Here is a 13,821-nt window from a genome sequence, read left to right as displayed (position 1 = left end):
GGCGGGGCCGTTCGCGGGGCGTCGCCGATATCGGGGCAGGGCGGTGAGCGGGCGATGAGCACGACTGAGCCGGCGTTCGTGGTGGTCACGGGCATGTCGGGGGCGGGGCGGAGCACCGCCGCGAAGGCGCTGGAGGACCTGGGCTGGTTCGTCATCGACAACCTGCCGCCGGGCCTGCTGTTCTCGCTGGCCGAGGAGGCCGGCAAGGTCAACCTGGCCGCCGACAAGGTGGCCGCCGTCGTGGACGTGCGCAGCCTCGCCTTCACCACCGACCTGAACGTGGCCATCGAGGAGCTGACCGTACGGGGCGTCGCCGTACGGGTGGTGTTCCTGGAGGCCAGCGACGAGGAGCTGGTCCGCCGCTTCGAGAATGTCCGGCGCCCGCATCCTCTGCAGGGCGACGGGCGGCTCGTCGACGGGATCGACCGCGAGCGGGGCATCCTCCGCGAGGTCAGGGCCAACGCCGACCTGGTCATCGACACCTCCCTGCTCAACGTCCACGAGCTCCGCAAGAAGATCGTCTCGTTCTTCGGCGGCGAGGACCGGCCCGGCCTCAAGGTCAACGTCGTCTCGTTCGGCTACAAGTACGGCCTGCCGGTGGACGCCGACCTGGTGGTCGACTGCCGGTTCCTGCCCAACCCGCACTGGGTCCCGGAGCTGCGCCCCATGAACGGCCTGGACGCGCCCGTCAGGGACTACGTGCTCGGCCAGCCGGGCGCCAAGGAGTTCCTCGACGGCTACGAGGAGGTCTTCGGCGTCGTGGCCGCCGGTTACACCCGTGAGGGCAAGAGCTACGCCACGCTCGCCGTCGGCTGCACCGGAGGCAAGCACCGCAGCGTGGCCATGGCGGAGCAGCTCGGGGCCCGGCTGCGTGACCGCGGCATGGACGTGCAGGTCAGTCATCGGGACGTGGGCCGCGAGTGAGAGGTCCGACCGGCCCGCTGCAGAATCCGACCCGCTCCTGAAACCGGCCCCCAAGTGAAAACCGACCCACAAGTCAACACCGACCCACAAGTCAACACCGGCCCGCGAAAGAACACCGGCCCCCAGATAAATCATGCGCAGATCAACCCCGCGCAGATCAACTCCGGCCCGCAGATCAACACAGCGGCCGTCTCCGCAGCGGTCTTCCGTACGGCGCCGATCGGCGACCATGGCCGGATCTCGGGGCAGCGGCTTCCTGGGGCGGGGCGGGCCTCAAGGCGAGGAGGAGTATGAAGGAACTCGCCTATGGAACCGGTGAGACCGGCATCCCCCATGGCATCCCCCATGGCATCCCCCATGGCATCCCCCATGGCATCCCCCATGGCATCCCCCATGGCATCCCCCAAGGCGACCCGGACGGCCACCCCGACGGCGATCTGGAAGGACTGGAAGGTCTGGGCGACTATCCCGGCCGCATCCCCGCTGGCGATCCCCCTGGCGTCCCCATCAGCGCCGACGTCCCCGGAAACAGCCCCGAGAGTGATCCCCAGCGAGCTGTGAATCGGCGGGGGCCCAAGGTCGTCGCCCTCGGCGGCGGCCACGGCCTGTACGCCTCCCTGTCGGCCCTGAGGACCGTCACGACCGATCTGACGGCAGTCGTAACCGTCGCCGACGACGGGGGCTCCAGCGGCCGTCTGAGGCGCGAGCTGGGGGTTCTGCCGCCCGGTGACCTGCGGATGGCCCTCGCCGCGCTGTGCGGCGACGACGAGTGGGGAAAGACCTGGAGCCGGGTCGTCCAGCACCGCTTCCGCAGCGAGGGCGAGCTGCACGGCCACGCGGTCGGAAACCTGCTCATCGTGGCCCTGTGGGAGCTGCTCGACGACCCCGTCAAGGGCCTCGACTGGGTGGGCCGGCTGCTCGGCGCCCACGGCCGGGTGCTGCCGATGGCGTCGGTGCCCCTGGACATCCAGGCCGAGGTCGAGCTGGACGGGGTCGTCACGACCGTCCAGGGTCAGGTGGCGTGCGCGGTGACCCCCGGCCGGGTCCAGGCGATCTCGCTGCTGCCGCCCGACCCGCCCGCCTGCCCGCAGGCCGTCGAGGCGATCGAGGAGGCCGACTGGGTGGTGTTCGGGCCGGGCTCGTGGTTCACCAGCGTCCTCCCGCATCTCAAGGTGCCCGAGCTGGCCCACGCGCTGCACTCGACGAGCGCTCGGCGGCTCGTCATCCTCAACCTGGCGCCCCAGCCGGGGGAGACCGACGGCTTCTCACCTGAGAAGCATCTGGAGGTGCTCAGGGAGCACGCCCCCTCTCTGCTCATCGACGCGGTGCTCGCCGACGAGGGCGTGGTGGGGGATCTCAGGGAGCTGGAGAAGGCCGCCGTGTCGCTCGGCGGCCGTCTGGTATTGGCCGATGTGGCCGCCTCTGACGGATCTCCGCGCCACGACGGACCACGTCTTGCCGCGGTCCTGGACGAGATTTTCCGTGAGAAGCGGTGATCCCCGCCTGTCAAGGTGCGAGAGACTGGCCGCCAGAGTCTGTTTGGGGGAGGACACGCGCAGATGGCGATGACGGGTGTGGTGAAAGACGAGCTGAGCCGCCTATCGGTGGTCAAGCCTTGCTGCCGTAAGGCCGAGGTGTCGACGCTGCTGCGGTTCGCGAGCGGGCTGCACCTGGTCGGCGGGCGGATCGTGATCGAGGCCGAGCTCGACACCAACGTCACCGCCCGGCGGCTGATCAGGGACATCGGCGAGGTGTTCGGCCACAAGGCCGAGGTGCTCGTGCTGGCCCCGGCGGGCCTGCGCAAGGGCTCGCGGTACGTCGTCCGCGTCTACAAGGACGGCGAGGCGCTGGCCCGGCAGACGGGTCTCATCGACAACCACGGCCGTCCGGTGCGCGGGCTGCCGCGCCAGGTGGTCTCCGGGGCGACCTGCGACGCCGAGGCGGCCTGGCGGGGTGCGTTCCTCGCGCACGGGTCGCTGACCGAGCCCGGCCGGTCGATGTCGCTGGAGGTCACCTGCCCCGGCCCGGAGGCCGCGCTGGCGCTGGTCGGCTCCGCCCGGCGGCTGAAGATTCACGCCAAGGCGCGCGAGGTCCGCGGCGTCGACCGGGTCGTGGTCCGCGATGGCGACGCGATCAGCGCCCTGCTGACCCGGCTCGGCGCCCACGACAGCGTGCTGGCGTGGGAGGAGCGGCGGATGCGCCGCGAGGTCCGCGCGACCGCCAACCGCCTCGCCAACTTCGACGACGCCAACCTGCGCAGGTCCGCCAGGGCCGCCGTCGCGGCGGGCGCCCGGGTGCAGCGGGCGCTGGAGATCCTCGGAGACGAGGCCCCCGAGCATCTCGTGATCGCCGGACGGCTCCGCGTCGAGCACAAGCAGGCGTCGTTGGAGGAGCTCGGCCAGATCGCCGATCCACCCCTGACCAAGGACGCGATCGCCGGGCGGATCCGGCGCCTGCTCGCCATGGCCGACAAGAGGGCCCAGGACCTCGGCATCGCCAACACGGAGGCGAACCTCACCGTCGACATGCTCGCCCCCTGACCGGCCCGTCCCGTACGGCACAGCGCCTCAGCGGGCGCGATCGATCCGCCCACCCTCCCGTACGGCGGCGCGGCACGGCCGTGCCGTACGGGAGAGCGAGTGGCCTGCTGGATCACGCGGACGGCTTGCCCTGCTCGCTCTCGGCCGGCGTCGCCTGCGGGGTGGTCATGGGAGCCAGGCCCAGATCCGCGACGGGTTGGGGTGCGCCGGCCTCCTGGGGAAGCGACGCGCTCTCGGCCGAGGCCTTGACCCGCTTGTTCACGAAGGAGAACGCGGCGGCGGCGCCGACCGCCCAGATGAGCACGGTCTTGATGTCGATGAACTCGCCGAGACCGTTCCTGACGAAGCCGAACGCGTCGCCGTAGCTCATCTGGAGGCCCTGGTCTCCAGCGATCTTGACGATCAGCGCGACGTCTCCGGCGATGGTGCCGAGGGCGGCCCCGGCGAGCGAGATGACGGCGGCGAGGGCCGGAAGGACGGGGCTGGTGGGCTTGACGGCCATGATGGCGAGGCCGACGAGCACGCCGATGCCGATAGTCGCGATGCCCAACTCCCACTCGGTGAGGTCGATGATCACGGCATAGAGCCCGGCGCCGACGAGAGCGGCGGCCAGGCCGGCGAGGATGCCCGGGACGAGGCCGCTCCGACGGGCCTCGGGACTGTCATACATGAAGGCTCCTGGGGGGAGAGGAGTTTACTGTGACGAGTCGGGCACCTTACTCGAATTCCGAACTCATGGGGCGCGCTTGACCTGTCCGGCCGCCAAAGCACGGGCCGGTGGTCTACACCAATTTAGGTCCGATAAGGTCTGTCATTGAGGTTTCACGCCAGCCATGTCGCCGGTCTGCCGGCGCACGACGTACGAGGAGATCGGATCCGTGAGCATCCGCGTAGGCGTCAACGGCTTCGGCCGTATCGGCCGCAATTTCTGGCGCGCTGTGGCAGCCAGCGGTAAGGACATCGAGATCGTCGCGGTCAATGACCTGACCGACAACGCCACGCTCGCCCACCTGCTGAAGTACGACAGCATCCTGGGCCGCCTGCCGTACGAGGTGAAGTCCTCGGCGGACGAGATCACCGTGGACGGCAAGGCGATCAAGGCCTTCGCCGAGCGCGACCCGGCGAAGCTGCCCTGGGGCGACCTGGGCGTCGACGTCGTCGTGGAGTCGACCGGCTTCTTCACCGACGGCAACCAGGCGAAGGTCCACGCCGACAACGGCGCGAAGAAGGTCATCATCTCCGCCCCGGCGAAGAACGAAGACGTGACGATCGTCATGGGCGTCAACCACGAGAAGTACGACCCCGCCGCTCACACGATCATCTCCAACGCGTCCTGCACGACGAACTGCCTGGCCCCGATGGCCAAGGTCATCAACGACACCTTCGGCATCGAGAAGGGTCTGATGACCACCATCCACGCCTACACGCAGGACCAGAACCTGCAGGACGGCCCGCACAAGGACCTGCGCCGGGCCCGCGCCGCCGCGCTGAACATCGTCCCGACCTCGACCGGCGCCGCCAAGGCCATCGGCCTGGTCCTGCCCGAGCTGAAGGGCAAGCTGGACGGGTTCGCGCTGCGCGTGCCGATCCCCACGGGCTCCGCCACCGACCTGACCGTCGAGGTGTCCCGCGAGGTCACCGTCGAGGAGGTCAACGCCGCGCTGAAGGCCGCCGCCGAGGGCCCGCTGAAGGGCTACCTCAGCTACACCGAAGACGAGATCGTCTCCACCGACATCGTCACCGACCCGTCCTCCTGCATCTTCGACGCCGGCCTGACCAAGGTCATCGGCAACCAGGTGAAGGTCGTCGGCTGGTACGACAACGAGTGGGGCTACTCCAACCGCCTCGCCGACCTGATCGAGTACGTGGGCGCCTCCCTCTGATGATCGGAATCGACGACCTCGATGTGAAGGGCCGGCGCGTCTTCGTGCGCGCCGACCTCAACGTCCCCCTCGAAGGGGAGACGATCACCGACGACGGGCGGATCCGGGCGTCGGTGCCGACGATCAGGAAGCTGCTCGAACGCGGCGCCAAGGTGATCGTCGGGGCTCACCTCGGCCGCCCGAAGGGCTCGCCCACGCCGAAGTACTCGCTGGCCCCGGTGGCGCGGCGGCTGTCCGAGCTGCTCGGCGAGGACGTCGCGTTCGCGACCGACGTGGTCGGCGAGTCGGCGAAGAGCACGGTCGACGCTCTCCAGGACGGCCAGGTGGCCCTCCTGGAGAACCTGCGGTTCGAGCCGGGCGAGGAGTCCAAGGACGACGCGGTCCGGGGCGAGTTCGCCGACAAGCTGGCCGCGCTGGCCGAGCTGTACGTCGGGGACGGCTTCGGCGCCGTGCACCGCAAGCACGCCAGCGTCTACGACGTGCCGAAGCGGCTTCCGCACGCCGCGGGCGATCTCGTCCTCACCGAGGTCGAGGTGCTGAAGAAGCTCACCGAGGACCCGGCCCGGCCGTACGTCGTGGTCCTGGGCGGCGCGAAGGTCTCCGACAAGCTCGGCGTCATCGCGAACCTGCTGTCCAAGGTCGACCGGCTGCTCATCGGCGGCGGCATGGCGTACACCTTCCTCAAGGCCCAGGGCCACGAGGTCGGCAAGTCGCTGCTGCAGGAGGACCAGCTCGACCAGGTCCGCGGCTTCCTCAACGAGGCCGTCACCTGCGGGGTCGAACTGGTGCTCCCGGTGGACATCCTGGCCGCCACCCACTTCGCGGCCGACGCGCCGCACGAGGTGGTCGACGCCACGGCCATCCCGGCCGACCGCGAGGGCCTGGACATCGGCCCGCGGACCCGCGAGCTGTTCGCGTCCAAGCTGTCGGACGCGAGGACCGTGTTCTGGAACGGCCCGATGGGCGTGTTCGAGTTCGACGCGTTCTCCGGCGGCACCCGTGCCGTCGCGGAGGCGCTGGTCGGGTCGGACGCGTTCACCGTGGTGGGCGGCGGCGACTCGGCGGCGGCCGTGCGCCGGCTCGGCCTGCCCGAGGACGGCTTCTCGCACATCTCCACCGGCGGCGGCGCCAGCCTCGAGTACCTCGAAGGCAAGACGCTGCCCGGACTCGCCGCCCTGGAGGAATAGATGAGCCGCAAGCCTCTCATCGCCGGCAACTGGAAGATGAACCTCAACCACCTCGAGGCCATCAACCTGGTGCAGAAGCTGGCGTTCTCGCTCACCGACAAGGACTTCGACGCCGTCGAGGTCGCGGTGCTGCCGCCGTACACCGACCTGCGCAGCGTCCAGACGCTGGTCGACGCCGACAAGCTCAGGATCGTGTACGGCGCGCAGGACCTGTCGCGGCACGACGCCGGGGCCTACACCGGGGAGATCTCCGGGGTGATGCTCGCCAAGCTGGGGTGCACGTTCACGCTCGTGGGCCACTCCGAGCGGCGGCAGTACCACCACGAGGACGACGGCCTGTGCAACGCCAAGGTGAAGGCGGCGTACCGGCACTCGCTCACGCCGATCCTGTGCGTCGGGGAGCCGCTCCCGATCCGCAGGGAGGGCCGCCACGTCGAGCACACGCTGGCGCAGCTCGACGGGGCACTGGACGGAATCCCCGCCGAGCAGGTGAAGTCCATCGTGGTGGCATACGAGCCGGTGTGGGCGATCGGCACCGGTGAGGTCGCCACCCAGGAGGACGCCCAGGAGGTCTGCGGGGCCATCAGGACCAGACTCGCCGAGCTCTATGGGGACGATGTGGCCGCTGGGGTCCGTATCCTTTACGGAGGCTCGGTGAAGTCGGACAACATCGCCGGCATCATGGCGCAGCCCGACGTCGACGGCGCCCTCGTTGGAGGGGCCAGCCTCGACCAGGGCGAGTTCGTCAAGATTTGCCGCTTTGGTGAGATGTCTGGCTAGCTGAGCCGTTCGGGGGGTGTGACTTGACAATAAGTCGTACCCTCATAGAGCAAGATTGAATCGTCACGCCGTCGGCGTCGTGCACACGCCCGGACATAGGAACAGGTCTACGGTGACAATCGGAATCTCCATCGCCCTCATCCTGTCGAGCGCTCTGATGGTGCTGCTCGTCCTGCTCCACAAGGGCAAGGGCGGTGGCCTTTCGGATCTCTTCGGCGGTGGTTTCTCGTCGTCCTTCGGCGGATCGTCGGTGGTGGAGCGTAACCTGGACCGGCTCACCATCATCACGGGCGTCGTCTGGTTCGTCTGCATCATCGCGCTGGGGCTGCTGCTCAGGCCGTAGCGGCTCCGTCCCGGCTACGCGTGACAGAGATTCATCTCCCCCCGTTGTCCGCGGGGCGATCGAGCAAGGAGTTCATCCGTGGGTAGTGGCAACGCGATCCGTGGCAGCCGAGTAGGCGCCGGCCCCATGGGGGAGGCCGAGCGCGGCGAGGCCGCCCCCCGTGTACGGGTCTCGTTCTGGTGCGCCAACATGCACGAGACGCGCCCGAGCTTCGCCAGCGACGCGGCCGTCCCCGAGCACTGGGACTGCCCTCGATGCGGACTGCCGGCCGGTCAGGACGAGTCCAACCCGCCCGCTCCGCCGCGGAACGAGCCCTACAAGACGCACCTGGCCTATGTGAAGGAGCGCCGGAGCGACAAGGACGGCGCGCAGATCCTCGCCGAGGCCCTGGAGCGCCTGCGCTCGTCCTCCCGCCCGATCTACTGAGCCGGTAGAGAGCCGTCGGTCGCCACGGCCGGAGGCGTACGGCACGGCAGCACAGAGGTCCCTCGCGGCGATCCGTCGCGGGGGACTTTCGCTTGTCCGCGGTGCCGACCTCTGGTCAAGGTCAACTTCGTGTCGGCGCCGGATGATCCAGGCGGCGTGAAGCGATGGATGGGCCAAGTCGCGGGCCACGAGAACGTAAGCCGGCGTGCCGCATTCCCGGCCGAGATCACTTGTCCGCGTAGAACGGGACCCTGCCGTCGATGAGGAGGTCCCGGTGCTGCGGATCCGGCTGAGAAACCCGTTCCGAAACGGCCGAAGGCGTGGAGGATGGTCACGCGTCCGGTCGTCCGTGGCTTCGGCGGTCCTGGTGGCCGCCGCGGCGGTGGCGACGGTCGTGTCCGTGCCCTCGGCGGCCATGGCGCAGAATCGGGACTTCGCCTACGTGACCAACTCAAGTGCGGGGACTGTGTCGGTGATCGACATCGCCGCGAACCGGGTCACGGCCACGATTCCGGTCGGTCTCACTCCTCTGCAGGTGGCGATCTCCCCCAACGGCACCCGGGCGTACGTCACCAACGAGGGCTCGAACACGGTGTCGGTGATCAACACGTTGACCAACGGCGTCGTGAAGAACATCCCCGTCGGCATGGGGCCCTTCGCCGTGGCGGTCAGCCCGGACGGCGCCCGGGTCTACGTCACCAACGCGACCGCCGGCTCGGTGTCGGTCATCGACGCCGCGACCAACGGTGTCGTGGCGACCGTCCCCGTCGGCGCGACCCCCAGCGGGGTGGCGGTCAGCCCCAACGGCGGTCAGGTCTACGTCACCAACCTGAATTCGGACACCGTGTCGGTGATCAACACCGCGGACAACGCCGTCGTGGGCCAGCCCATCACCGTCGGCCACGCCCCTGTCGGGGTGGCGTTCACTCCGGACGGCGCCCGCGCCTACGTGGCCGATGCCGGTGCGAGCGCGGTGTCGGTAATCAACACCGTCACCCGTGTCGTCGATCCCAACATCCCCACGGGCACGGGGAGCGATCCGGACCGGGTGGTGATCTCGCCTGACGGCGCCCGTGCCTACGTGTCGGTCCCGAGTCTCAACACGGTGGAGGTGATCAACACGGTGACCAACCAAGTCACCACCGCCATTCCCGTCGCCGTCTCTCCCTTCGGGCTGGCGCTTTCCCCCAGCGGCAACCGCCTGTACGCCGCCAACAACGACTCCGACAACGTCGCGGTCATCGACACCGTCACCAACAAGGTCATCGGAACGGTCGCCGTCGGCGGCCATCCTCTGGGTGTGGCGACCGGGCGCGTCGTCACCGACGATCCGCAAAGCCGCGTGCCTACCCAGATTCGCCGGCACAAGATTCGCCGCCATTACCATCAGAAGATCCGCCAGAGCCAGGACGGCTGAGTAGCAGTACGGATTTATCGGGATTTGTCAGTCTTTAGTATCCCCGGTTTGGCATCGCCGGGGGCATAAGGGCACCCATAAGACGGCCGCCATGAGGATTCCATGAGGATTCCATGTGAATATCATGGCGGCCGTCCCTAATTGCGCCCCCAGGCGGGGCTTCATCGCGTACGGCGTCATTGGGACCGCAAGACCATCGTTACTTGCGCTATATCATTGGCGAACTTCCTCTTTACATGGCTTATGGCCGTAGGGTCTACTCGGTGGGGTAGCAGGGATCCTCATTCCCGCAAGTAGGGGCGTCTCCAGCGAATCGGGACGAGCGACCGCGGAGCATGATCGCCGGCGGCCCTTGCGAGATATGAGGTCGGCGAGGGGCTTCTGCGAGTCGATGCCGGCCTGAATATCGTCAGATCCCCCCGGGAGGAGCCATGCGTCTCACGTTTCCTTAGGAGTCGTCAGGACTCCCGGAACGCGTCCTCCCAACGCCTTCGACTCGGGCGGCATTCCGACTAACCCGTTCATGGTGACGGCGTCCATTCGCTGAGTGGTGCCGTCCATTGAGCGACCCGGAAAACGGCCATTCACGCTCTGCCCAATTCCGATGGAGCGTTCCACGAGAAAGGGAGAATCCCATGGCACCCGTCATCACGTCGCTCAGCGCGGCCCCGCAGAACACCAACCAGGGAAGCTACGGCCAGACCCTCACCATCAACGGCACCGGCCTGGCCGGAGCCACCAGCGCGAGGATCGGCTCGCGGACGGTCGCCGCGAGCGCGAACCTCGCCGGCACGGTGGTCACCTGCACCCTTCCCTCCGGCTGCGGCTCCGTGAGCGTCAGCGTCGTCACCCCCACCGGGACCAGCAACGCGCTGCCGCTCTACTACATCGACCCGCCCTTCGTCTCGGTCGTCTTCCCCGTGGAGGGATCCGCGACGACGCCCGTGCCCGTCACGATCTCGGGCGAGACGCTGCTGACCAGCAACCGGGTGCAGTTCAGCGGAGTCACCGCGACCCTCATCCCGCCCACCAGTGACGTCCAGATCACGGCGACCCCCGCGAGCATCACCGAGCTCGGGGCGAGCCCCTGGTTCCAGGTCAGGAACGCGTCCGTGCGGACGGCCGGCGGCACTGTGACCGTCGCCAACGCCATCGCGCTGTACGACACGCCCGCGGTCACCGACCTCGATCCCGACACCGGGGCCGCCGGGACCAGCGTGATCATCACCGGGACGGGTTTCGCCGGCTCGGCGATCAGCGTCAGCTTCGACGGGGTCGACGCCGACTTCAGCGTCAACTCCGACACGCAGATCCTCGCCACGGCCCCCACAGGCCCGACCGGCGCGGTCAACGTGGTGGTCACGACGCCCGGCGGCAGCAGCGCGCCGGTGACCTTCACCTATGTCTGAGCCACCCAGATCCGAGTCTCCGTGAGACAGGGCCCGGGCACCTCCGTACGGCCGGGCGGCCCGTGCGGCAAGGAAAGAGAGGAAGCGCGTGCCCTGGTCTCGGCCAGGGCACGCGCCCGAATGAGAGGGCGTGAGCATTCATGGCCCCGGTAGTGAGCGGTGTGAGCCCCAACCAGGGGTCCACCGCGGGCGGCAACTCCGTGACCGTCACCGGCAGCGGGTTCACCGGCGTCACAGGCGTGAGATTCGGCACGAACCTGGCCGTCGGCGTGACGGTCCAGTCCAGCACGCAGATCACCGCCGTCACCCCCTCGGGTTCGGGGACGGTCAACGTGGTCGTCACCTCGTCCAGCGGCAACAGCTCCCAGACCGTCCCCTACACCTATGTGGCCGTCCCCATCCCGAGCATCTCGGGCCTGGCTCCGAACCAGGGCACGACGGCCGGCGGCACTTCCGTGACCATCACCGGCACCGGGCTCACGGGAGCCACGTCGGTGAAGTTCGGATCCGCCTCGGCCGCCTTCGCGGTCAACTCCGCCACGCAGATCACCGCGACGGCTCCGGCGGCGGCGGCCGGCGCGGTGCTGGTCACGGTGACGACGCCTGGAGGGGTCGGCAACCCGGCGGCGTACGCCTACTCCGTCCCGGCCGTTCCCGTCATCGCCGACGTGGCTCCCGGCCAGGGGGCCCTTGCCGGCGGAACCGCCGTCGCCGTCACGGGCGGCGGGTTCACCGGAACCACCTCGGTGAAGTTCGGATCGGTCTCGGCCGGGCCCTTCACCGTCGTCTCCGACGGCCAGCTGACCGCGACGGCGCCCGCCGGTAGCGGCACCGTCCAGGTCACGGTCACCACGCCGGGAGGAACGAGCGCGACGGGCACGCGCACCTCCTACACCTACGTCCCCGCGCCCACCGTGATGACCCTCACCCCCGCCCAGGGGCCGTCCACGGGCGGCAACCTCGTCACCATCAAGGGCGCGAACTTCACGAATGCCACTGATGTGCTCTTCGGTGCCGCCCCGGCCTCCTTCTCGATCGTCTCCGACATCCAGATCGTCGCCGCCGCGCCCCCCGGCTCGGGCCCGGTCAGCGTCACGGCCGCCTCGGCGGGCGGCTCCAGCTCTCCCGGGGGCGTCTACACGTACCTCTAAGCGGCCTCTGACGAGGCGGCCTGCCTCAGCCGTGGACGCACTCGCCGTCGACGAAGGTCATCATGGCGCGGGCGGTCCAGATGTCCTTGGGGTCGAGCGTGAACGGGTCGCGGTCGAGCACCACCAGGTCGGCCGGGCGGCCTTCCTCTATCACGCCCGCGGGGGAGCGGTTCAGCCGCGCGGACCCGGCCGTGTAGGCCGTCATGATCGTCCTCAGGTTGATGCTCTGACCTGGGAGGAACGGCGTCTGCGCGGTCGGGTACGACGCGTGCGCCGAGCCGCCCGGCTCCGTCCGGTTGACGGCCACGTGCATCCCCTGGAGGGGATCGGCCGACGAGACGGGCCAGTCCGAGCCCGCCGCCAGCCGGGTGCCGTGCCGTACGAGATCGGCGAAGGGATACTGCCACGACGACCGCTCGTCCCCCAGGAACGGGATGCACAGCTCGTCCATCTGGGCGTGGTGGGTGGCCCACAGCGGCTGGAGGTTCGCGGTCACGCCGAGTGCGGCGAAGCGCGGCACGTCCTGCGGGGTGATGATCTGCAGGTGGGCGATGTGGTGCCGGTTCCCCGGGTCGGTCCCGGCCAGCGCGTCCAGCGTCTCGCGTACGGCCCGCTCCCCGATGGCGTGGAAGTGGACCTGGAACCCCAGCGAGTCGAGCTCCTTGACGTAGTCCTTGAGCAGCCCGGGGTCCACGTAGGAGAGCCCGGTGCCGCCGCAGCGGCAGTACGGCTCGATCACGGCGGCCGTGAAGTTCTCCGCGATGCCGTCCTGCATGATCTTCACGGCGGACGCGCGGAACCGGTCGAGGCCTTCGGCCTTGGCGCGCCGCTCAGTCAGGCCGGGGATCTGGTCCGCCCCCCGCGTCCGGTCCCACCACAGGGCGCCGACGACGCGGGCCTTCAGGCGGCCGGACGAGGCGGCCGACAGGTAGACCGGCAGCTGATCGTCGGACCCGGCGTACGAGCCGACGATCGCGTCCTGCCAGCCGGTGATGCCGAGAGAGAAGAGATAAGCCTGGGCGTCGAGCAGGGCCGCGTCGAGATCGGCGGGGGTGGGCCGGGGGGTGAGCAGGCCGACGAGGTCCATCGCGCCCTCGTGCAGCACGCCGCTCGGGGTGCCGTCGGGGTCGCGCTCGATGCGGCCGTCGGCAGGGTCGGGGGTGTCCCGGGTGATGCCGGAGAGCTCCAGCGCCCGGGTGTTGACCCAGGCGGCGTGGTGGTCGCGCTGGATCAGGTAGGCGGGGCGGTCGAGGAAGTCGAGCTGGGACCGGTGGGGGAGGCCGCCGGGGAAGGCGGACATGTCCCAGCCGCCGCCGTCGATCCACTCCTTGTGCGGATTTGTCAGGGCATAGTCGGTGACCTTGGACAGGTAGGCGTCGAGGCCATAGACCTCGGACAGGTCGCACTTGGCCCTCTCCAGGCCGGCCTGCACCGGGTGGACGTGCGCGTCGGTGAACCCCGGCGTGAGCAGCCCGCCGTCGAGGTCCACGGGTTCGGCTGCGGGTGAGAGCCGTACGAGATCGGCCTCGGCGCCGACGGCCGCGATGACCCCGTCGCGGACCAGGACCGCCTCGGCGAAGCCGTGCGGGGTGAAGACCCGGCCGCCGCGGAAGAGGATATGGGAGCTCACAGGACTTCTGCCCTTCTGGATGGTGCCGGACTGCATGATCACGATTTGCGTTTCTCCAGGTCAGCCTAGCCACCGGGAATCCGTGCATGATCACGATCGGGAGGCGGGCACGTCAATGCCCCCGCCGGGGA

13 protein-coding genes are annotated in these 13,821 nt (G+C 69.4%); 11 read left to right on the top strand and 2 right to left on the bottom strand.

The features are described 5' to 3' along the window. Positions 1 to 54: 54 nt before the first annotated feature. The 3 genes from rapZ to whiA all read left to right on the top strand — a co-directional run bounded on the left by rapZ (position 55) and on the right by whiA (position 3,464). Positions 55 to 924, top strand: coding sequence for an RNase adapter RapZ (gene rapZ, locus ABH927_RS02725; protein ID WP_370017801.1), 870 nt, complete (start codon positions 55 to 57; stop codon positions 922 to 924). A 557-nt stretch (positions 925 to 1,481) separates the two neighbouring features. Next, the gene (gene yvcK / locus ABH927_RS02720; RefSeq protein WP_370017851.1) at positions 1,482 to 2,420 is read left to right on the top strand and encodes a uridine diphosphate-N-acetylglucosamine-binding protein YvcK; all 939 of its coding nucleotides are present in this window, start codon (positions 1,482 to 1,484) and stop codon (positions 2,418 to 2,420) included. A gap of 63 nt (positions 2,421 to 2,483) precedes the next feature. Further along, entirely contained in the window at positions 2,484 to 3,464 is a 981-nt protein-coding gene (gene whiA / locus ABH927_RS02715; RefSeq protein ID WP_370017800.1) for a DNA-binding protein WhiA, read from the top strand. Between the two features lie 112 nt (positions 3,465 to 3,576). Here whiA and ABH927_RS02710 read toward each other — a convergent pair whose 3' ends face one another. After that, positions 3,577 to 4,134 (bottom strand): hypothetical protein, encoded by a 558-nt coding sequence (locus ABH927_RS02710; protein ID WP_370017799.1) that lies wholly within the window; start codon positions 4,132 to 4,134, stop codon positions 3,577 to 3,579. A gap of 208 nt (positions 4,135 to 4,342) precedes the next feature. On the opposite strand from ABH927_RS02710, the gene gap reads away from it, so the two are divergent. From gap to ABH927_RS02670, 8 genes are all read left to right on the top strand, one after another. Beyond that, complete coding sequence (gap, locus tag ABH927_RS02705; RefSeq protein WP_261585776.1) at positions 4,343 to 5,347, top strand: type I glyceraldehyde-3-phosphate dehydrogenase; 1,005 nt, start codon at positions 4,343 to 4,345, stop codon at positions 5,345 to 5,347. Next, complete coding sequence (locus tag ABH927_RS02700) at positions 5,347 to 6,534, top strand: phosphoglycerate kinase (RefSeq protein ID WP_370017798.1); 1,188 nt, start codon at positions 5,347 to 5,349, stop codon at positions 6,532 to 6,534. Before gap ends, ABH927_RS02700 begins: the two co-directional genes overlap by 1 nt. Continuing rightward, positions 6,535 to 7,314 carry a triose-phosphate isomerase gene (gene tpiA / locus ABH927_RS02695; RefSeq protein WP_370017797.1) on the top strand — a complete coding sequence of 260 codons (780 nt, stop codon included), beginning with the start codon at positions 6,535 to 6,537 and terminating at the stop codon, positions 7,312 to 7,314. It begins immediately after the preceding gene. Between the two features lie 112 nt (positions 7,315 to 7,426). Continuing rightward, a complete protein-coding gene (secG, locus tag ABH927_RS02690; protein WP_261585773.1) occupies positions 7,427 to 7,657 on the top strand; it encodes a preprotein translocase subunit SecG in 231 nt (76 codons plus the stop codon). Positions 7,658 to 7,735: 78 nt separating this feature from the next. Further along, a complete protein-coding gene (locus tag ABH927_RS02685; protein ID WP_261585772.1) occupies positions 7,736 to 8,083 on the top strand; it encodes an RNA polymerase-binding protein RbpA in 348 nt (115 codons plus the stop codon). A 349-nt stretch (positions 8,084 to 8,432) separates the two neighbouring features. Then, positions 8,433 to 9,500 (top strand): beta-propeller fold lactonase family protein, encoded by a 1,068-nt coding sequence (locus tag ABH927_RS02680; protein ID WP_370017796.1) that lies wholly within the window; start codon positions 8,433 to 8,435, stop codon positions 9,498 to 9,500. Between the two features lie 635 nt (positions 9,501 to 10,135). Next, positions 10,136 to 10,909: an IPT/TIG domain-containing protein gene (locus tag ABH927_RS02675; protein ID WP_370017795.1), complete on the top strand. Its 774-nt coding sequence runs from the start codon at positions 10,136 to 10,138 to the stop codon at positions 10,907 to 10,909. Positions 10,910 to 11,049: 140 nt separating this feature from the next. Continuing rightward, positions 11,050 to 12,060 carry an IPT/TIG domain-containing protein gene (locus tag ABH927_RS02670; protein WP_370017794.1) on the top strand — a complete coding sequence of 337 codons (1,011 nt, stop codon included), beginning with the start codon at positions 11,050 to 11,052 and terminating at the stop codon, positions 12,058 to 12,060. Between the two features lie 25 nt (positions 12,061 to 12,085). Here ABH927_RS02670 and ABH927_RS02665 read toward each other — a convergent pair whose 3' ends face one another. Beyond that, the gene (locus ABH927_RS02665) at positions 12,086 to 13,690 is read right to left on the bottom strand and encodes an amidohydrolase (protein ID WP_370017793.1); all 1,605 of its coding nucleotides are present in this window, start codon (positions 13,688 to 13,690) and stop codon (positions 12,086 to 12,088) included. Positions 13,691 to 13,821 lie beyond the last annotated feature (131 nt).

Source organism: Planotetraspora sp. GP83 (genome assembly GCF_041262585.1).
Classification (GTDB): Bacteria; Actinomycetota; Actinomycetes; order Streptosporangiales; family Streptosporangiaceae; genus JAOEGB01.
The sequence above is the reverse complement of the archived record's forward strand: the minus strand, read 5'-3'. Positions and strand labels throughout refer to the sequence as shown.

Bases quoted from the DNA above. Each gene is read 5' to 3' on its own strand.
- rapZ (WP_370017801.1), top strand. From the start codon at position 55: ATGAGCACGACTGAGCCGGCGTTCGTGGTGGTCACGGGCATGTCGGGG.
- whiA (WP_370017800.1), top strand. From the start codon at position 2,484: ATGGCGATGACGGGTGTGGTGAAAGACGAGCTGAGCCGCCTATCGGTG.
- ABH927_RS02710 (WP_370017799.1), bottom strand. From the start codon at position 4,134: ATGTATGACAGTCCCGAGGCCCGTCGGAGCGGCCTCGTCCCGGGCATC.
- ABH927_RS02700 (WP_370017798.1), top strand. From the start codon at position 5,347: ATGATCGGAATCGACGACCTCGATGTGAAGGGCCGGCGCGTCTTCGTG.
- tpiA (WP_370017797.1), top strand. From the start codon at position 6,535: ATGAGCCGCAAGCCTCTCATCGCCGGCAACTGGAAGATGAACCTCAAC.
- ABH927_RS02675 (WP_370017795.1), top strand. From the start codon at position 10,136: ATGGCACCCGTCATCACGTCGCTCAGCGCGGCCCCGCAGAACACCAAC.
- ABH927_RS02670 (WP_370017794.1), top strand. From the start codon at position 11,050: ATGGCCCCGGTAGTGAGCGGTGTGAGCCCCAACCAGGGGTCCACCGCG.